The 18,125-nt window shown below is 64.8% G+C and carries 15 protein-coding genes and 1 pseudogene; 7 read left to right on the top strand and 9 right to left on the bottom strand.

Annotation, left to right across the window (positions count from 1 at the left end; all coding sequences use genetic code 11):
- Window positions 1–8 precede the first annotated feature (8 nt).
- Window positions 9–305 (top strand): XapX domain-containing protein, encoded by a 297-nt coding sequence (locus ACGLHR_RS04200; protein WP_318235354.1) that lies wholly within the window; start codon window positions 9–11, stop codon window positions 303–305.
- Between the two features lie 92 nt (window positions 306–397).
- Here ACGLHR_RS04200 and ACGLHR_RS04195 read toward each other — a convergent pair whose 3' ends face one another.
- The 3 genes from ACGLHR_RS04195 to ACGLHR_RS04185 form a co-directional block, all read right to left on the bottom strand.
- Window positions 398–586 (bottom strand): DUF3008 family protein, encoded by a 189-nt coding sequence (locus tag ACGLHR_RS04195; RefSeq protein ID WP_318235355.1) that lies wholly within the window; start codon window positions 584–586, stop codon window positions 398–400.
- A 215-nt stretch (window positions 587–801) separates the two neighbouring features.
- Window positions 802–1,023 (bottom strand): DUF2188 domain-containing protein, encoded by a 222-nt coding sequence (locus tag ACGLHR_RS04190; RefSeq protein WP_318235356.1) that lies wholly within the window; start codon window positions 1,021–1,023, stop codon window positions 802–804.
- A gap of 405 nt (window positions 1,024–1,428) precedes the next feature.
- On the bottom strand, window positions 1,429–2,154 hold the full coding sequence (locus tag ACGLHR_RS04185; protein ID WP_400092123.1) for a GntR family transcriptional regulator: 726 nt from the start codon (window positions 2,152–2,154) through the stop codon (window positions 1,429–1,431).
- 169 nt (window positions 2,155–2,323) lie between these two features.
- On the opposite strand from ACGLHR_RS04185, the gene ACGLHR_RS04180 reads away from it, so the two are divergent.
- From ACGLHR_RS04180 to ACGLHR_RS04165, 4 genes are all read left to right on the top strand, one after another.
- On the top strand, window positions 2,324–3,544 hold the full coding sequence (locus tag ACGLHR_RS04180; RefSeq protein ID WP_400092120.1) for a pyridoxal-phosphate-dependent aminotransferase family protein: 1,221 nt from the start codon (window positions 2,324–2,326) through the stop codon (window positions 3,542–3,544).
- 235 nt (window positions 3,545–3,779) lie between these two features.
- Window positions 3,780–5,048 (top strand): MFS transporter, encoded by a 1,269-nt coding sequence (locus tag ACGLHR_RS04175; protein ID WP_400092117.1) that lies wholly within the window; start codon window positions 3,780–3,782, stop codon window positions 5,046–5,048.
- A 64-nt stretch (window positions 5,049–5,112) separates the two neighbouring features.
- The gene (locus ACGLHR_RS04170) at window positions 5,113–5,238 is read left to right on the top strand and encodes a hypothetical protein (RefSeq protein ID WP_400092114.1); all 126 of its coding nucleotides are present in this window, start codon (window positions 5,113–5,115) and stop codon (window positions 5,236–5,238) included.
- 49 nt (window positions 5,239–5,287) lie between these two features.
- A complete protein-coding gene (locus ACGLHR_RS04165) occupies window positions 5,288–8,332 on the top strand; it encodes an FAD-binding and (Fe-S)-binding domain-containing protein (RefSeq protein ID WP_400092112.1) in 3,045 nt (1,014 codons plus the stop codon).
- 108 nt (window positions 8,333–8,440) lie between these two features.
- Here the strand turns inward: ACGLHR_RS04165 and ACGLHR_RS04160 are convergent.
- The 6 genes and pseudogenes from ACGLHR_RS04160 to bfr form a co-directional block, all read right to left on the bottom strand.
- Window positions 8,441–9,031 (bottom strand): annotated as a pseudogene (locus ACGLHR_RS04160) (MFS transporter); the annotation flags it as partial.
- A gap of 120 nt (window positions 9,032–9,151) precedes the next feature.
- A complete protein-coding gene (locus ACGLHR_RS04155) occupies window positions 9,152–9,904 on the bottom strand; it encodes a hypothetical protein (RefSeq protein WP_400092110.1) in 753 nt (250 codons plus the stop codon).
- A gap of 39 nt (window positions 9,905–9,943) precedes the next feature.
- Entirely contained in the window at window positions 9,944–12,433 is a 2,490-nt protein-coding gene (locus ACGLHR_RS04150) for a TonB-dependent siderophore receptor (protein ID WP_400092108.1), read from the bottom strand.
- A gap of 142 nt (window positions 12,434–12,575) precedes the next feature.
- A complete protein-coding gene (locus ACGLHR_RS04145; protein WP_400092106.1) occupies window positions 12,576–13,562 on the bottom strand; it encodes a FecR domain-containing protein in 987 nt (328 codons plus the stop codon).
- Window positions 13,563–13,566: 4 nt separating this feature from the next.
- Window positions 13,567–14,079: a sigma-70 family RNA polymerase sigma factor gene (locus ACGLHR_RS04140; protein WP_400092103.1), complete on the bottom strand. Its 513-nt coding sequence runs from the start codon at window positions 14,077–14,079 to the stop codon at window positions 13,567–13,569.
- A gap of 225 nt (window positions 14,080–14,304) precedes the next feature.
- Entirely contained in the window at window positions 14,305–14,781 is a 477-nt protein-coding gene (gene bfr, locus ACGLHR_RS04135; protein ID WP_318235365.1) for a bacterioferritin, read from the bottom strand.
- 506 nt (window positions 14,782–15,287) lie between these two features.
- Here bfr and ACGLHR_RS04130 point away from each other — a divergent pair.
- On the top strand, window positions 15,288–16,673 hold the full coding sequence (locus ACGLHR_RS04130) for a cytochrome-c peroxidase (protein ID WP_400092100.1): 1,386 nt from the start codon (window positions 15,288–15,290) through the stop codon (window positions 16,671–16,673).
- Between the two features lie 21 nt (window positions 16,674–16,694).
- Window positions 16,695–18,104 carry a porin gene (locus ACGLHR_RS04125; protein ID WP_400092098.1) on the top strand — a complete coding sequence of 470 codons (1,410 nt, stop codon included), beginning with the start codon at window positions 16,695–16,697 and terminating at the stop codon, window positions 18,102–18,104.
- The last annotated feature ends 21 nt before the right edge of the window (window positions 18,105–18,125 follow it).

Below are 18,125 nucleotides of genomic sequence, written 5' to 3'. Positions count from 1 at the left end.
GAAGCGACATGAAGCTGTTTCTTGTTTCGTTCGGCGCGGGGATTCTGGTCGGCATCATCTATGCGCTGTTGCAGGTCCGCTCGCCAGCCCCGCCCGCCATTGCCCTGATCGGGCTGCTTGGGATGCTGGTTGGCGAGCAGGTTGTGCCGACCGCGAAGCGCTTGATGGCCGGGGAGCCGATCACCGTTGCATGGTTCCGCTCCGAGTGCGTGCCCAAGATCAGCGGTGCGCCGCCTGCGCCGGCACAGGGGGTGCCAGCGCAGGCGGCAACGGTGGCCAGCACGGGCGACAAGAACGGCACGTAGAACGCCAGCCCCTGAATTTGCCCCTGAATGAATGAAGCCACCGATGTGCGGTGGCTTCATTGCTTGCCATGGCCCTCGCAGCGGGCGCCGCGTCAGGACTTGGACTTATGCCCTGGCTTGCCCTTCTGGCTGGTGGAGGCCATGTCGTGCAGCTCGGCTTCGCTCATCGACTTGACCATTGATCTGGAAGCGCCTTTCAATGTACTGGCCTTCCTGTCGCCACGCTTTGCAGAGAGCGCAACGCCGGCGGCCATTTGCTGTGCCTTGGATTTTGCGGGCATGGGAGGTCTCCGTCGTTCAGGCGTCCTTTCAGGCGTCCTTTAAGCGGTCAATGGGAGTGGCTGCCGTCGGGCACCAGCCCAGGCAGCTACTTGCATGAAGCAAACCATATGCCTGTGGACCGCGCCAGCTGAGCCGTGCGAAACCCGCTGTGCCCCTGCACCGAATCCTGCAACACAGGTAAAAAAGTCTTCATCGCTCGGTCCCGCATTCCGCTCTATATCGTCGAGCGAGGATCATGCCCAAAGCTGTTGCGGGCACGGATCTGTCCGTCCAGCCCGTGAATCAATAACTCGACCTGCTCGCGCTGGGCATCCCGGGTACCCGCCTCCACGGCTTCTTCCTGGGACGCGTGATGCGAGTTGGCATACCTCGCGCCCTCCTGGATCACGTCCCAGCCGGTGCCATGCGGCAAAACGTGGATGTTATGGGCTGTCATGGCGATCTCCTGTGGGGTTCTTACCGATAACGGATACCTCTATTCTGGTCCTGCTATCGCGCATGGCAATCGGGGACCGTCTGACACCGCAGTGCGCTGCCACCCTTACGCAGTGGCGCGATGATGGGCGCCTTCCCGTCGTACGCATCTCGTGCGCATCTCGTGCGCGCATGGCAGCACCCCCGCATGCTTCGCAAGAAACATGCCGCAAGGGAAGAGGCCTTTTTGCGCTGCATCCCTCGCAAATCGCATTGGCAAAAGGAGCTTGTGCGGCAGAAGATACGCGTCGCGCAGCGCCATGCGGACGTGGGCACCATCAAGGAGCACCGCGCTTTGACGCGTCGACCACCCGTCGACCACCATGCCCGGGCGCGGGCATGGTTTTATCGGCAAACGGGCGCTCGTCTAGTCGTTCGGGGTGGGCGGGTCGCCGATCGGATCCTGATGGATCTGCATGATGGCGTCGCGCTTTTCCAGCAAGTGGCGTTTGAGGATGGCGCCTAGCAGCTTGCCGTCACGTGCCTCCAGTGCCTTGATCATGTCTTCGTGATCGTGCACGGCGCGGTCCCACTTCTCCGTCTGGTGGTTGGAGCGAAAGCGCAGCGCCTTCAGGCGGCGGTTGATGCCCTGGTAGGTCTGGCGCAGCGTAGCGTTGCGCGCCGCCTCGTTGATGCGGTCGTGGATTTCCTGGTTGCGGCTGTAGTAGCCCGGCAGGTCGTTCTGCACGCGGCAGGCCAGCATCGAATAATGCAGCGCCTTGATCTCGGCCAGCTCGGCCGGCGTGATGCGCTCGCAAGCCAGCTCGCCCGAGAATGCCTCCAGGCCGCTCATCAGCTCGAACGTCTCCCAGACTTCCGCCTCCGTCATGCGCGAGACGCTGGCGCCCCGGTTGGGCGAGATCTCGATCAGGCCTTCCGCCGCCAGCACCTTGAACGCCTCGCGCAGCGGCGTGCGGGAAATACCCAGCGTTTCGCACAGCTCGCGTTCGTTGAGCTTCATGCCCGGGGACAGCACGCCTTCCACGATGAACCGGCGCAGGTGCTCGACCACGGTGTCGTGCAGCCGTTGGCGCTCGACCTTGGGGAGGACCGCTGCAGGGCGCGTGAAGTCGCCGCCAGATGGATTCTGCATTCAAAGTCCTTATCTTTGCGTTTTTCGCATTCTACTGCATCTCTTGGCAGGCGCCCAGTTTCGGGGTAAACACCCAGTGTTCAGGCCAAAACAGCGCTTGGATGCGAAGGGTTTCGTCTGCTAAAGTATTTTGAATGCAAAATGCATAATTCACAAAAAGGCACAACCCATGATCAAACTCGACTTCCATCCCGCTGGCCGCCACTTCCTGCAGATCCCCGGCCCGAGCCCCGTGCCTGACCGGATCCTGCGTGCGATGAGCTACCCGACCATCGACCATCGCGGCCCGGAATTCGGCGCGCTGGGCCGCAAGGTGCTGGCGGACATCAAGAAGATCTTCAAGACCGAGCAGCCGGTCATCATCTATCCGGCCTCCGGCACCGGCGCCTGGGAGGCAGCGCTGACCAACACGCTGAGCCCGGGCGACACGGTGCTGATGTTCGAGACGGGTCACTTCGCCACGCTGTGGCAGAAGATGGCGCAAGCGCTCGGGCTGAAGCCGGAATTCCTGGGGCTGCCGGGCATCGAGGGCTGGCGCCGTGGCGTGCAGGCCGACATGATCGAAGCCCGCCTGCGCGCCGACAGTGCGCATGCCATCAAGGCGGTGTGCGTGGTGCACAACGAGACCTCGACCGGCGTGACCTCGAACATCGCCGCGGTGCGCCGCGCCATCGACGCGGCCGGCCACCCGGCGCTGCTGCTGGTGGACACCATCTCCGGCCTGGCCTCGGCGGACTACCGCCACGACGAATGGGGCGTGGACGTGACGGTGTCGGGCTCGCAGAAGGGGCTGATGCTGCCGCCGGGGATCAGCTTCAACGCGCTGTCGCCCAAGGCCATCGCGGCCAGCAAGGCGGCAAAGCTGCCGCGCGCGTTCTGGGGCTGGGACGAGATCATCGAAGCCAACAAGAACGGCTACTGGCCGTACACCCCCAACACCAATCTGCTCTACGGCCTGTCCGAAGCGCTGGACATGATCCTGGCGGAGGGCCTGGACAACGTGTTCGCGCGGCACCAGCGGCTGGCCGAAGCCACCCGCCGCGCTGTGCGGGCGTGGGGCCTGGAGATCCAGTGCGCGGATGCCGCCGTGTACAGCCCGGTGCTGACGGGCGTGATGATGCCGGACGGCGTGGATGCCGACGAAGTGCGCAAGCGCATCTATGAACGCTTCGACATGTCGCTGGGACAGGCGCTGGGCAAGATGCGCGGCAAGATGTTCCGTATCGGCCATCTCGGCGACTGCAACGACCTCACGCTGATGGCCACGTTGTCCGGCTGCGAGATGGGGCTGAAGCTCGCCGGCGTGCCGGTGGCCGCCAGCGGCGTCGTGGCGGCGATGGAGTACCTGGCCTCGCATGCGGATACCCCGGTGCTGAAGGCCGCGGCATAGGCCGGCGCAGGAGGGCCGGGCGGCCTTCCTGAACCACCGCAACGCAACAACAAGTGCAAGCAGGCATGGCTTCACCCCTGGGGTGAGGCCAGGCAGACGTGCTGCCTTTTTTTGGTCCGGCAGCCGTACCGCCGCCTGTGCGCAGGAGCGGGAACCGGCCATAGAGCCGGCCGCGACGAATTTGCCCCGGCCCCGGCACCCGCCGGGCGGGCAGGAACAAAAACGGAGACAAGCCATGAAACGCCTGCGCGCAACCAGCGTCGTGCTGGGGATGCTATGCATCATGTATTTCATCACCTACCTGGACCGCGTCAATGTGAGCACGGCCGCGGCCGGCTTTGGCCAGGAGTTCAACCTCAGCAAGACCGAGATCGGGCTGGTGTTCTCGGCCTTTGCCTATCCCTACCTGGTGTTCCAGATCATCGGCGGCTGGGTCAGCGACCGGTTCGGCGCCAAGCGCACCCTGATGGCCTGCGGCGTGCTCTGGGCCATCGCCACCTTGCTCACGGGCTTTGCCGGCGGGCTGATTTCCCTGCTCGCCGCGCGCCTGCTGCTGGGCCTGGGCGAGGGCGCTACGTTTCCGGCGGCCACCGCCGCCATGGCGCGCTGGGTGCCCAAGGAAAAGCGCGGCTTCGCGCAGGGCATCACCCATGCCTGCGCACGGGTAGGCAACGCGGTGGCCCCGGCCGCGGTCGTCGCCATCATGGCGGTCTACGGCTGGCGCGAATCGTTTTACATCTGTGGCGTAATCAGCCTGGTCTGGGTGGCGTTGTGGGCGGTGACCTTCACCGAGCACCCCAAGGATCATCCCCGCATCACGGCGGACGAACTCGAAACGATGCCCGCCGCCAAGAAGAAGGCTGGCAACGTACCCTGGCGCCGCCTGTTCAAGCGCATGGCGCCGGTCACCATCGTCTACTTCTGCTACGCCTGGACCCTGTGGCTGTTCCTGAGCTGGATTCCCCAGTACTTCCTGCATAGCTACGATCTGGACCTGAAGAAGTCCGCCATCTTCGCCTCCGCCGTGTTCTTCGCTGGCGTGCTCGGCGACACGCTCGGCGGCATCGTCACCGACAAGCTCTTTGAGCGTACCGGTAGCCTGAAGCGCGCCCGCAGCTGGATGGTGGCGGTCTGCATGCTGCTGACGATGCTGTCGCTGATCCCTATGTTGTTTACCCACCAGCTCTACGTCTCGATGGCTTGCCTGGCCGCCGGTTTCTTCTTCTCCGAGATGACCATCGGGCCGATGTGGGCGATCCCCATGGATATCGCGCCGGAGCATTCTGGTACCGCCAGCGGGATGATGAATTCCGGCTCCGCGCTGGCCGCGATCATCTCGCCGGTGCTGTCGGGCTACCTGATCGACCGCTTCGGCAGCTGGGAGCTGCCCTTTATCGGCAGCATGGTGCTGATGGGCATCGGCGTGGTGCTGGCCTTGCGCATGCAGCCCGAGAGCAAGTTCGAAACCGAGCCCGCGACCGCCTCGAAGCCGTTGCACGCCTGAGCCACGCAGACATGCCAACCGACCCGAAAACCCGTGGATCGTCAACCACTGCACCATGCGCGGCATGACGCTGGGGCACGGCACGCTGGTGACCACCGGGTCCTACATGGGCATGCATTTTCCCGCCCAGGCGGGCGTGGCGCTGGGCCGGGTCGCCGGCCTGCCGCCGGTTGAATTGATCCTCGCATGACAAGTCGCGCCGGCACGGCACCGCGCCACACAAGCCCTGGTAGAAAGCCATGAATCATTCCTCCTCCCCTTTGCTCGTCAAGCCGATCCATCTTGTGCCTTCGCCAGGCCGCGCCGGCCCGGCCCTGTCGCCACTGTCGGCCCGCTTGCGCAAGGAACTGCGCGGCGACGTGTTCTTCGATCGCGCCAACCGGGGCCGCTACGCCACCGATGCCTCTATCTACCAGATCACGCCTATCGGCGTGGTGGTGCCGCGCGACCAGGCGGACCTGTTGCTGGCGCTGGAGATCGCCCGCGACGAAAAGGCCCCGGTGCTGGCGCGCGGCGCTGGCACCAGCCAGTGCGGCCAGACGGTTGGCGAGGCGCTGGTGATCGACAACAGCAAGTGGCTGAACAATGTGGTGGATTTCGATCCCGTGGCCGCGACCGTCACGGTCGAGCCCGGCATCGTGCTGGATCACCTCAACGCCTGGCTGAAGCGGCATGGCCTGTGGTTTCCGGTGGACGTATCGACGGGCGCGCAATGCACCATCGGCGGCATGGCCGGCAATAATTCATGCGGCTCGCGCTCCATCGAGTACGGCAACATGGTGCACAACGTGCTGGGCATCGATGCGGTGCTGGCCGACGGCAGCCAATGCCATTTCGGCTCGCTGAAAGCACCCGTGGCCGATGCGCGCGTGGACGGCATCCTGAAGGGCCTGCAACGCATCGCCACGCGCGAGCAGGGCGAGATTGCCGAGCGCATGCCGAAGGTGCTGCGCCGTGTGGCCGGCTACAACATCGACCTGTTCGAATGCCAGAACCCGCGCGCCTACACCGACGACGGCTACGCCAATCTCTCGCATATCCTGGTGGGCTCCGAAGGCACGCTGGCCTATAGCCGCCAGGTCACGCTGAAGCTGTCTGCGCTGCCGCGGCACAAGGTGTTGGGCGTGGTGAACTTCCCCACGTTCTACCAGGCCATGGACATGACGCAGCATATCGTCAAGCTCAAGCCGGTTGCGGTGGAACTGGTGGATCGCACCATGATCGACCTGTCGATGGAGAACCCGGCGTTTCGCCCCGTCATCGAGAGCGCCTTGTCGGGCGAGCCGCAGGCTATCCTGCTGGTCGAGTTCGCGGGGGAGGAGCACAGCGCGCTGCTGGCACAACTGGACGATCTGGCGACGCTGATGAGCGATCTGGGCCTGCCGGGATCCGTGGTCAAGATGCCCGACGCCAAATCCCAGAAGGCGCTGTGGGATGTGCGCAAGGCCGGTCTCAATATCATGATGAGCATGAAGGGTGACGGCAAGCCGGTCTCCTTCATCGAGGATTGCGCCGTGCCGCTGGAGCACCTGGCCGAATACACGCGCCGGCTCACCGCCGTGTTCCACAAGCACGAGACCGAAGGCACCTGGTACGCCCATGCCAGCGTGGGCACGCTGCATGTGCGCCCGATCCTGGACATGCGGCGCGACGGCGCGGTGCGCATGCGCGAGATTGCCGAGGAAGCGGCGGAGCTGGTGCGTGAATACAAGGGTGCGTATTCCGGCGAACACGGCGACGGCCTGTGCCGCGGCGAGTGGGTGGCCTGGCAGTACGGCCCGCGCATCAACGCCGCTTTCGGCGAGATCAAGGCGTTGTTCGATCCGGACAACCGCTTCAACCCGGACAAGATCGTACGGCCGCCGAAGATGGACGCACGCGAGAACTTCCGCTTCGCGCCGGGCTATGCCGCCTTGCCGCTCACGCCGGCGCTCGACTGGTCCGCGTGGAATGTCAGCCGCAACCCGTTGAGCGGCGAGGAAACGGCGCCCGGCACTGGCACCGACCGTGCCGGCGGCCTGGCCGCGGCGGTAGAGATGTGCAACAACAACGGCCACTGCCGCAAGTTCGACGCGGGCACCATGTGCCCGAGCTATCGCGTGACCAAGGACGAGCAGCACGTCACGCGCGGCCGTGCCAATACGCTGCGGCTGGCGGTGTCAGGCCAGCTGGGCGACGACGGGCTCGCCAGCGTGGAAGTCAAGGAAGCGCTGGACCTGTGCGTCTCCTGCAAAGGCTGCAAGCGCGATTGCCCGACGGGCGTGGACATGGCCAGGTTCAAGATCGAGGCGCGCCACGCCTGGACCCGGCGGCACGGCATCACCCTGCGCGAACGCATGGTGGCCTTCATGCCGCGCTATGCGCCGCTGGCCAGCCGCTTCCCGGCGCTGCTCGCGCTGGCCGACAGCATTCCCGGTATCTCCGGCGTGGTGAAGCGGGCGCTGGGATTTGCACCGCAGCGCTCGTTGCCACGCTTCAAGGCCTCGTTCCTGTCGAAGGCCAAGGCGAAGCACCAAGGCACGCCGGGCCGCGAAGTCATGCTCTTCGTCGACACCTTCAGCAACTACATGGAGCCAGAGGACGCGCGGGCGGCGCAACAGGTGCTGGAGGCAGCGGGGTACAAGGTGCATTTCAACCGCCGCGAGGGCGAGCGCCCCTTGTGCTGCGGCCGCACCTTCCTCGCGGCGGGGCTGGTGGACCAGGCCAAGGAGGAGGCGCGGCGCTTGCTGGATGCGGTCAAGCCCTATGTGGACCGCGACATCCCGATCGTCGGGCTGGAGCCTTCGTGCCTGCTGTCCTTGCGCGATGAGTTCCTCAACTATGGCTATGGCGACGAGGCCAGGAAGCTGGCCGCGCAGGCCTTCCTGTTCGAGGAGTTCCTGGTGCGTGAGAAAAAAGCCGGCCGCCTCGCGCTGGACCTCGATGCGCTGCAGACGAGCGAGGCCGTGGTGCATGGCCACTGCCACCAAAAGGCATTCGACGCCTTCACGCCGGTGCAGACCGTGCTTGGCTGGATCCCCGGCCTGAAGGTATCTGCGGTGGAATCGTCCTGCTGCGGCATGGCCGGCAGCTTTGGCTACGAGGCCGAGCACTACGAGGCGTCCAAGGCGATGGCCGAATTGTCTCTGCTGCCGGCCGTGCGCCAGCGCGCCGCTAATGCCATCGTGGTGGCCGACGGCACCAGTTGCCGCCACCAGATCCTGGACGGTGCCCACACCGATGCCATGCACGTGGCTCGTGTGCTGGCGATGGCGCTGAAGCGCGAGGGCGGGCCTCAGGCATGAGGCACACGCAGGCCACCGAGGTGCCCCTCTGGCCACGGCACGATGGCTGCGTGCATGCTGATGGCGTTGCCGATGCGAGGGGCGAGCGTCATGCGTTGCCCCGTCCGGCTATCGCGCCATGCTGGTGATCCGGTGCGCCGCCAGCGCTGCCAGCGTGGGTGCCAGGGCAAAGCTGGCAAACAGCCAGGCAGCGGCGGACTGCGCGCCCGCCGTGCCGCCCGGCGTGATGAGCCCGGCCGCATTGGCTACCAGCCCGGCGACCGCCGCGCCGATCGCCATGCCGTAGAGCTGGACCGTAGTGATCGCGGCCGAGGCCATGCCTTCCTCGCCGCGGGGCGCCAGCGTCAACACGTGTGTCAGCAGGTGCGGCCAGCCGATGCCCACGCCGGCACCCGCGCCGGCCAGTGCCAGCCCGCATAGCAGCGTGCGCACCGCCGGCGCGAGGCTTGCGCCCGCAGGCACGACCAGCGCCAGAGCGAGCAAGCTAGCCGCGCACAGCACCGGCCCCACGCGCAGCAGGCGCGCCGCGCGGGCGCCGTCCTGGCCGGAGGAGAGCAGCGAGCCCAGGCTCCAGCCACCCGCCATGGCCGCCGTGAGGTATCCCGCGGCCAGCGGTGTGTGGCCATGCAAGGTTTGCAGGAAATACGGCACGAAGACTTCGGTGGTGGTGCCGACCAGCAGCAAGGCCACGCTGGCGTAGGCTGGCTGTCATTGCCTTATTATCCAAATTAATTCTTGGATAATAAGGCGCCGCCATCAATTACACAAGCATATGCTTTGTAAATTAAAGCGAGGAGGAAGCCCCCCTTTGTCGGTGTCCTACCGCAAGCCCACTGCCCAATCCACCGCCGCGTCGAAGAGCTGCCGCCCTGGCGCCGCAAGGTTGGTGAACGTATCGTTGTCGAGGAAGAACATGACGCGGCGTGCCGGGGCAAGCGATTCATAATCCATCGTCGCGCCCTTTTCGTAGGCGAAGATGGCCGCTTTCTCAGGCTGGCCGTACAGGGTGGCGATGATGCTGGCGCCCAGGCCGGGCTTGCCCCAGCTCATGCCGGCCTGGCGGTCGTAGACGTTGATCGCCCCGGCCGGCAGGCCCGCGGCAATGGGATGCGGCGCATTGACCAGCCACACATAGCGCTCCTTCGCCGCCTCGCCAAAGTCCACGTCGTGGCGCTTGCCGGTCATGGCCAGGTCGTCCAGCAAGTCGTTCTCCCAGGTCAGCAGCGGCTTGGGCAACTGGCGCCATCCGGGCGCGACGCGCTTGGCCGAGACGGTGGACGACATGACGACGAGATCCGCGTCGCGCACTGCTTCAGGCGATTGATCCTGCTCGACGAGGCTGACCGCGTAGCCGCGTGCTTCCAGGTGCGATTTGATCTTCTGGTCGACAGCCACGTTGGGCCCATCGGTCTGGACGATCAGCGCGATCCTCTTGCCTTGCCCGTTGGCTTGCGCGGCGTGGGCGGACATGCCGGCGCCGCAGGCGGCCATCAGCACGCCGGCGATCGCCGCGCGCAGCGTTCTGGCCAGGGCGCCAGCGAAGGTGGCGGGGTGGGGGTCTTCAGTCTTCATGGTGTCTGCATTCCTTATCGGGTAATCCGTGGCGCTATCTCAGAATTCAAAGGTGGAAAGGAGCGTGACCTGACGCGCGTCGCCCACCGATACGAAGTACTTATTGACGCTGGACGGGTAGTAGGTCCGGTTGAACAGATTCTTCACGTTGAGCTGGAACCTGAGCTTGCGCTGCCCGACCTTGGTCTCGTAGGTGGCAAAGGCGTCCGCCACGGTGTAGGCGGGCAGCGTGAAGCTGTTGGCCGAATCGCCCGGGCGGTTGCCCACATAGTGCGCGCCCGCGCCCAGGCGCAGCTTGTCGCCGCCGAAGATCTGGCCGAAGTCGTAGACGGCCGACAGCGACGCCGTGTGCTGCGCCACGTTCCACAGCCGATTGCCCGCGTACAAGGGATCCTCGGTGGTCTTGGCGTCGATATAGGCGTAGCTGCCGATCAGGTTCCAGCGCTCGCCGATCTGGCCGGCCACGTCCATCTCGATCCCGCGCGAGCGCGCGCGGCCGGAGGTGCGCCAGTCGGTCTGCCGGGTCACGTCGTTGTATTGGGAGACCAGCACGTTCTTCTTGTCGATGTTGAAGAACGCCAGCGAGCCCGTCATGCTGCCCGGCAGGTCCAGCTTGGTGCCCAGCTCCCAGGACGTGGCTTGTTCCGGCAGCACGCCCGAGTCGATCACCACGCCGGAGCTAAGCGGCGCGATGGTCGAGGTTGGCTTGAGCGACTGGGTGTAGCTGCCATACAGCGACACGGCCTCGGTCCATTTGTAGACCAGGCCGGCGCGCGGCAGCCATTTGTTGCCGTTGATGTCAGTGTTGACGTTGAACGGCCGGCCGCGCCCGGCCACCTGGCTGTACGACAGGAAGCGGGCGCCGCCCACCAGGATCCATTTCTCGCTCAGGTGCAGGCTGTCCTGGAAGAACAACGAGGTGTCGTGCAGCGTGTCCGTCTGGTCGCTGTCGCTCGCCGAGACCGTGCTGGATGGCGACTCCAGCCCGTAGACCGGGTTCAGGTAGTTGAAGGTGCGGGTGGTGTTCTGGCGCAGCAGGTCCGCCCGGTAGATCCTGCGGTACTCGCTGTCGACGCCAACCTGCAGGTCGTTGCGCAGCCCGGCCACATTGAAGCGGCCATCCACATAGGCAATGCCGTAGCTGTCCGTGCTCAAGGCGCCATGGGTGGCGTCATTGCTGCGCGACAGCACGCCGGTGGTGGAGTTGACCCCGAACACGCGCAACTGGTTGGCGTCGTAGCTCTCGCGGTTGTAGCTGTAGCCGAAGTGTCCCTTCCAGTCGGCATTGATCTGATGATCGACCGCCAGCTGCACCAGGTGCGATTGCCCGTCCATGCTGTTGAACGGCTCATCCAGCCGGCGCCGGCTGGGGATGGCCAGCGGCTCGTTGGTCTTCGGGTCGATGGCCGTGCCGCGATCGAACGGATAGAGAAACTTCCGGTATTCGTAGGACAGGACTACCTGCGTGTCCTTGCCGTACCAGGCCAGCGACGGCGCTACCAGCGTCTCGCGATGCTCGCCGAAGTTGCGCCAGTATTGCTCGTCGACCTGGTCCACCACCAGGCGATAAGCCAGGCCGGAGGTGCCGATGGGGCCGGTGGAATCCAGCGTGGCGCCCGCGCCGTTCTTGCCGTGGCCATAGGTGGAGCCGAGCACGGAGATGGCGTTGTATTGCTCAAGCATGGGTCGCTTGCTGACGATGTTGATCACGCCGCCCGGATCCATGATGCCGTACAGCAGCGAGGACGGGCCCTTGAGCACCTCCACGCTGTCGGCCGCCGCGTTGAGCCCGCGGCCCTGTATCAGGGGCATGCCGTTGTGCATCACCGAGCCATCGCGATTGCCGCCAAAGCCGCGCTTCATGATGGTGTCCTGCGTGCCGGCCAGCGTATTGCCCTGGGTGATGCCGCTGATATTGCCGAGCGCGTCGTCCAGGTTGCGGGGACGCTGATCGCGCAGCGCCTGGGCCGGCACCACGTTCACCACCTGCGGCGTGTCGAGCAGGGGCGTGTCCGAACGCATCACGGATGCCGTGGGCGGGGCACGGTAGCTGTCTTCACGGGCGGCATCGGCGCGCACGGTGACCGGCGGCAGGGCGGCCTCGTTGCCGCTCGCGCCAGGTACCGCTGCCGAGGACTCGATGCGCCTGACCAGCGCATAGCCGCCGTTGGCCTGCGCCACGGCGGCCAGGCCCGTGCCTTGCAGCAGTCGGGCCAGCGCGTCCGGCACGTCATAACGGCCGTGCAAGCCCTTGCTTTGCAGGCCAGCCGTGGTTTCCGTGGGGAAAGAGAGCAGGATGCCGGCTTCGCGGCCCAGGCGGTTGAGCGCGCCCTCCAGCGGGCCGCCCGGGATGTCGTAGGCCCTGGCGGTCGCCGGCGCCGGCGCTGCCGGCGCGTCTGCCGCCCGCGCCATGCCGGGAAGCAGGCTGGCCGTGGTGAGGCCCATGGCCACCGCGACATGCCCGATGGCGGACGCTAGCGGATGTCGCTTGAGGCAGCCGAAGGCGTCGGCGTTTTGATGAGGTTCCATATTCGATGGCTCGGTGGAGGATGGGAGATGTGGTGCGCTTACCTCCTATGTCACGCGAGAATCGAAAACAGACCACCTCCGGCAGTTTTTTTCGTGAAAAGAGATGAAAGGGGTAAATCCAGGGGCGCGCCTATGAGCCCGCCTAAGAGCGCGCAGGCCGCACGGTTGCCCAGTAGCGTGTCATGAAGTGGATTTCCACCGGCAGCGTGGTGCGCAACATATCGAGGACGCGGTCGGTCTCCGCCAGCGGGTACGTGCCGGAAACGCGCAGGCCGGCGATCGCCGGATCGCAGAGCAGGAGCCCCGGACGATGCCGGCCGAGCTCGGCCAGGAACCGGTCCAGGCGCATGGCGCTGGCCACGAGCATGTTGTCGACCCAGGCGGTGTCGGCGTCGTTGGCCCGCTCGGACTCGCCGATTGCCGTGCCGGTAAAGCGCGCCTGCTCGCCGGCCTGCAGCGTGCGTGCCAGGCCATGCCCGTCGCGCGGGCGGATGGCCACCGCGCCTTCGAATACGGCGACCCGGCTGGCGTCGGGCTGCAGCCGCACCGTGAAGCGCGTGCCGAGCGGTTGCAGTTCTCCGTGCGCGGTCTCGACGGTGAAGGGGCGCGCCCCCGTGCCGCCGTCGTTACCGGTAATCACCATGATCTCGCCGGCAAGCAGCCGCACACGGCGCTCGGCACCTGAAAAACGCACGTTGAAGGCGCTATCGGTATTCAGCGAGACCACGGTGCCGTCTGCCAGCGTGACGGTGCGCCGCTCGCCCACGCGTGTGCGCTCGTCCGCCACCCATTCCCGCCACGGTGTGCGCTCTTGCACCATCCACGCGCCACCGCCGGCAAACAGCAGCAGCGCCAGGGTCTTGACGGCGTCGCGGCGCCGCGGCGAGCGCGGCGGTGCCAGCGTGGCGTGGGCCACGGCCGAGGCCACCGGCGACGAGAGCGCGCGCAGCCGGCCATTGACCGCTTCAATGCGTTGCCAGGCGCGGGCGTGATCGGGGTGGGCTTTCAGCCACTGCTGCCAGGCAAGCCGCGTGGCGCCGGTGGCATCCTCGGCTTGCAGCGCGAGCAGCCATTCGACCGCGCGCGTGGCGACCTCGGGGGGAATTCCTGCGGATGTGCTTAGCGGCATGGTGTCAATCCACCGGCAGCGCGAAATAGCACTGCGTGCCGGCACGAACGAGGTAGCGTTTCACGGTAGTCACGGAGATACCGAGTTGCGTGGCGATCTCGGCCTGGCCAAGCCCGTCGAGCTGCGAGAGCAGGAACGCCCGCTTGACCGGCGTGGGCAGGCCGGCCAGCAAGCGGTCGATTTCAAACAAGGTTTCCAGCAGGATGGCGCGCTCTTCGGGCGAGGGCGCCAGCGGTTGCGGCATCTGCGCCAGCGCTTCGAGGTAGGCGCGTTCGATTTGCTCGCGCCGCCAGTGATTGGCCAGCACCCGCTGGGCAACCGTGGTGAGAAACGCGCGCGGCTCCTGGATCGCGATGGCTTCTTCGCGGGCAAGCAGGCGCAGGAAGGTGTCGTGGGCCAGATCCGCGGCGCGATGCGTACAGCCGAGCTTCTTGCGCAGCCAGCCGCACAGCCAGCGGTGGTGGTCACTGTAAAGCGCGAGCAAGTCGCGCTGAAGCGGAGAATCGGCGGCCGGCATGGGCACTTTCTACTCGGGAGGAGGTGCGCGGCACCGGATAAAAGAAATGAGAACGATTCTCAGTATAACAAGGCGGGGATGCCTGTGGCAATGACGATCACGGCCGCGCAGGCGAGGGGAAGGGACCCGCCGGGCAGATGTGCGGTGTGATTGGCCTGGATGCGCAAGGGCGCATCAGGGTGGCCGGGCGCCGGGCGGCGCCCGGCCAAACCGGGCGAACCGGTATCAGTCGGGAGCGCCCATGGCGGACTGCAGGTAGTTTTGCAAGCCAACTTTCGCGACAAGCTCCAACTGCGTCTGGAGCCAGTCGATGTGCTCTTCCGTGTCATCCAGAATCCCGACGATGATTTCCCGCGACACGTAATCGCTGACGGACTCAAAGTGCTTGATGGCTTCTTTGCAACTGGCTTGTGAAACAAGTTCAAGCTTCAGGTCGCAACCCAGCATCTCTTCGGTGTTTTCTCCAAGCAGCAGTTTGTCGAGGTCCTGGAGGTTTGGGAGCCCATCGAGCATGAGGATGCGTTCAATGAGCTTGTCTGCATGCTTCATTTCTTCAATCGACTCTTCATACTCGTGCTTGCCGAGCGCGCTCAAGCCCCAGTGCTTGTACATGCGCGCGTGCAAAAAGTACTGGTTGATTGCAGTTAATTCATGCTTCAGCTGGCCATTGAGAAGCTGAAGAACCTTCTTGTCGCCTTTCATGATATTGATTCCCAATTAGCTGATTTAAAACTGGCGAATTCAATCAATATAATAATTTCATTATTTTGGAAGACAAGATATTAATTAAATTGCCGGGCTATATTGCAAATGCGTATTGCTTTGATTTTCATTGTGGTTGGTGCCCATCAATGAGGCTGGGCGGTCGGGGCCGAAGCCAGCACCTCCCTCATCTGGCGCGTGTGATCGATGTGCATCTACCGTGACTTTCCTTTGTCTTGTTGTCATCAGCAGACATTCGAGATGCATTTGAGTTGTTTGCAAGTGCCTCTAAATTCGGCCATGCCTACATTAAAATGGCCGCTTTTTCCATCATCTGCTGTGCCGGTGCAACACTTTCGCTTGGGCCGCAACGAAGCCCGAAAGGCTACTAGCGGTGCTTGCTTTTCTTTCCATATAATCGATAACACAAATCGTTCGTATTCGTGATTCGCAGCGGATGCGACCCGTCGATCGCGCAAGCATCGCGCTTAAAGAGCCACAGGGACATGACAACAAGAACAGGTCGCGGGGAGCGGCACTGCGGGGAGGGAGCCGTGCGCGCCTGGGTTGGCGCGGCACTGGCGGTTGCGCTGCTGGCGGGTTGCGGTGGCGGCAGCGACAGCAGCTCGACATCGTCCAGCGCCACGCCGGCCGCCAACTCGCTGTCGGCCATGGCGCAGGTCGGCGAGAAGATCTTCTCCGATACGGCACTGTCGGCCTCCGGCAAGCAATCCTGCGCCACCTGCCATGTGCAGAGCCGGGCTTATGCCGCGGATGACGGGCTGGCCGTGCCGCTGGGCGGGCCCAATATGGATCTGCCAGGCCTGCGCAATGCGCCGTCGCTTGTCTATACGCAATTCACGCCGGCATTCAGTTTCCCGGCAGGCGGCAAGGCCGTCGGCGGGTTCTTCCGGGATGGGCGGTCGGCGTCGCTTGCCGACCAGGGCGAGCAGCCGTTCGTGACGCCATTCGAAATGGCCAATGCATCCGCCGACGAGGTGCTGGCGAAGCTGCTGACGCGGCCTTACCTGGCGGACTTCAAGGCCGTCTTCGGCCAGGATTCCGTCAAGGATGCGACAGCCACGCTGCACAATATCGGGCAGGCGCTTGCCCAATACCAGAAGGAAGACCCATCCTTCCATCCCTTCTCGAGCAAGTACGACGCCTACCTGAAGGGCAGCGTGGCATTGGCCCCGCAGGAACTCAATGGCCTGGCGCTGTTCAACAACCCGGCCAAAGGCAACTGCACGGCTTGTCACGTGTCCACGCCGACGGCCACCACGCCAGCTCTGTTTACCGACTTCAGCTATGACAATGTCGGCATCCCGCGCAACTGGAAGATTGCCGCGAATATCGATGGCAACACCCTCGACTACGTACCCAAGAACGGCACGGCACTGGGCGCGCCCAATCACGACTACTTCGACCTGGGGCTGTGCGGCCCGCTGCGCACCGAGTTCTCCGGCCGCACCAGCGTGTGCGGTGCGTTCAAGGTACCGACCCTGCGCAATATCGCGCTGACCGGGCCGTACTTCCACAACGGCGTCTTCAACACGCTGGAAGAGGCGGTGACGTGGTACATCACGCGCGATACCGATCCCGCCCGTTGGTACGTCAAAGCCGACGGCACCCCCGATATTCCCTACAACGACCTGCCAACGGCCTACGGCGCCAATGTCAACGTGACCGAGGTGCCCTACATCCCGTCGCTGGCCCCGAACCTGACCAATAGCGAGATCGCCGACCTGGTGCGATTCCTGTGCACCCTGACAGATGGGTTCGATCCCGCCAACCCGTCGGCCTATCCAGTTCCGGCGCAGTGCCAGTCGACCGCCGCCAGCGTTGCCGCCACCCGTGCCGGGCCCGTTGTAGCTACCACGCAAAGCAAATAATCAGGAAAAGGGGGGAGTGAGATGAAGAGAAGCACAATTGCCGCGGCCGTGCTGGCCGCGGTCGGGGCACCTGCGTTTGGTGCGCCGGCGACAGTGAGCCCTGCCGTGGTGCAGCAGCTTGAGCGCAAGATCGACGACATGGCCAGCCAGCTCGAAGCCCTCAAGGCCGAGCTCAAGGCCGTGAAGGACCAGAACGCCACCATGGCCACGCAGCAACAGTCCCAGGCCAGGCAGCAGGCGGACCAGACCGCGCAGGTGGCGCAGTTGCAGGCCTCGCAGGAGACCCTGCAGCAGGTAGCCGCCAAGCCATCGCCGCTGGATAACCTGAGCGTGTTCGGCTACGGCGAGATCAACTACGCGCGGCCCAGCCGCAATACCAACGACACGCGCGCGGATATCGGGCGGGCAGTGTTCGGCTTCGGTTACCGCTTCGACGAGAAGACCCGGTTCGCCTCCGAGTTCGAGGTCGAGCATGCCATCGCGTCCTCCTCGGACCGGGGCGAGTTCGAGGTCGAGCAGTTCTACATCGATCACATGTTCACCAACAAGGTGGGCATGACGGCCGGGGTGTTCCTGATGCCGGTGGGCCTGATCAACGAGCACCACGAGCCCACTGCGTACTATGGCGTCTACCGTAACTTCATCGAGACCCTGATCATCCCGAGCACCTGGCGCGAGGGCGGCTTTGCCCTGCATGGCAATACGGATTTCGGCCTCGACTGGAATGTCGGGCTGACCACCGGCCTGGACCTATCCAAGTGGAATTTCACGCCGGAGACGCCGCTCTACAGTTCGGCGCTTGACCTGCAGATCAACGGCGTGGCGCCGATGCAGGCGACCCACCAGGAAATGTCCCTGGCAAATGCAAAGAATGCTGCGCAATACATCTCGCTGAACTATCGTGGCGTGTCCTCGCTGTTGCTGGGCGGCTCGGTATTTACCGGCAATGCCAACCCGGCGGCGGGCGCGGGCAGTCAACGCTCTACCTTGTGGGAGACCCACGCACGCTGGAACCCGGGCAAGTGGGACCTGTCAGCCCTCTATGCGCAGGGCAGCATCAGCAATACCGCCCAAGTCAACGCGCAGTTCCTGGGTACGGCCAACCCGATGCCTGCCTCCTTCTATGGGTGGTACCTGCAGGCCGCCTACAACGTGTGGCAGCACGGCAACTATCGTGCGGTGCCGTTCGTGCGTTTCGAGCGCTACAACATGGGCGCCAGGTACGAAGGCATTGCCCCGGGCTTCTCGGCCACGCCGAGCCAGCCGGTCACGGCAACGGGCGCAGTCTTCCCCAAGCCCTACGATATCGTGTGGACGGCGGGCCTGAATTTTTACCTGAACCCGAACGTCGTGTTCAAGATCGACTATCAGCGCTTCCGCATCAATCGCGATTTCACGCGGGTCGATTTTGGCCTGGGCGTGTATTTCTAAACGCCTGCTCGCGGCACCCGC

Origin of the sequence: Cupriavidus sp. CuC1, from assembly GCF_044627735.1 — a bacterium.
In the GTDB taxonomy this organism is placed as follows: domain Bacteria; phylum Pseudomonadota; class Gammaproteobacteria; order Burkholderiales; family Burkholderiaceae; genus Cupriavidus; species Cupriavidus ulmosensis.
This window is presented reverse-complemented; position numbering and strand designations above follow the sequence as displayed.

Excerpts from the sequence above, each read along its gene's own strand:
- ACGLHR_RS04170 (WP_400092114.1), top strand. The coding sequence starts at position 5,113 with ATGACGCTGGGGCACGGCACGCTGGTGACCACCGGGTCCTACATGGGC.
- ACGLHR_RS04195 (WP_318235355.1), bottom strand. The coding sequence starts at position 586 with ATGCCCGCAAAATCCAAGGCACAGCAAATGGCCGCCGGCGTTGCGCTC.
- bfr (WP_318235365.1), bottom strand. The coding sequence starts at position 14,781 with ATGAAAGGCGACAAGAAGGTTCTTCAGCTTCTCAATGGCCAGCTGAAG.
- ACGLHR_RS04200 (WP_318235354.1), top strand. The coding sequence starts at position 9 with ATGAAGCTGTTTCTTGTTTCGTTCGGCGCGGGGATTCTGGTCGGCATC.
- ACGLHR_RS04185 (WP_400092123.1), bottom strand. The coding sequence starts at position 2,154 with ATGCAGAATCCATCTGGCGGCGACTTCACGCGCCCTGCAGCGGTCCTC.
- ACGLHR_RS04130 (WP_400092100.1), top strand. The coding sequence starts at position 15,288 with ATGACAACAAGAACAGGTCGCGGGGAGCGGCACTGCGGGGAGGGAGCC.
- ACGLHR_RS04165 (WP_400092112.1), top strand. The coding sequence starts at position 5,288 with ATGAATCATTCCTCCTCCCCTTTGCTCGTCAAGCCGATCCATCTTGTG.
- ACGLHR_RS04190 (WP_318235356.1), bottom strand. The coding sequence starts at position 1,023 with ATGACAGCCCATAACATCCACGTTTTGCCGCATGGCACCGGCTGGGAC.
- ACGLHR_RS04180 (WP_400092120.1), top strand. The coding sequence starts at position 2,324 with ATGATCAAACTCGACTTCCATCCCGCTGGCCGCCACTTCCTGCAGATC.
- ACGLHR_RS04145 (WP_400092106.1), bottom strand. The coding sequence starts at position 13,562 with ATGCCGCTAAGCACATCCGCAGGAATTCCCCCCGAGGTCGCCACGCGC.
- ACGLHR_RS04150 (WP_400092108.1), bottom strand. The coding sequence starts at position 12,433 with ATGGAACCTCATCAAAACGCCGACGCCTTCGGCTGCCTCAAGCGACAT.
- ACGLHR_RS04125 (WP_400092098.1), top strand. The coding sequence starts at position 16,695 with ATGAAGAGAAGCACAATTGCCGCGGCCGTGCTGGCCGCGGTCGGGGCA.
- ACGLHR_RS04175 (WP_400092117.1), top strand. The coding sequence starts at position 3,780 with ATGAAACGCCTGCGCGCAACCAGCGTCGTGCTGGGGATGCTATGCATC.
- ACGLHR_RS04155 (WP_400092110.1), bottom strand. The coding sequence starts at position 9,904 with ATGAAGACTGAAGACCCCCACCCCGCCACCTTCGCTGGCGCCCTGGCC.
- ACGLHR_RS04140 (WP_400092103.1), bottom strand. The coding sequence starts at position 14,079 with ATGCCGGCCGCCGATTCTCCGCTTCAGCGCGACTTGCTCGCGCTTTAC.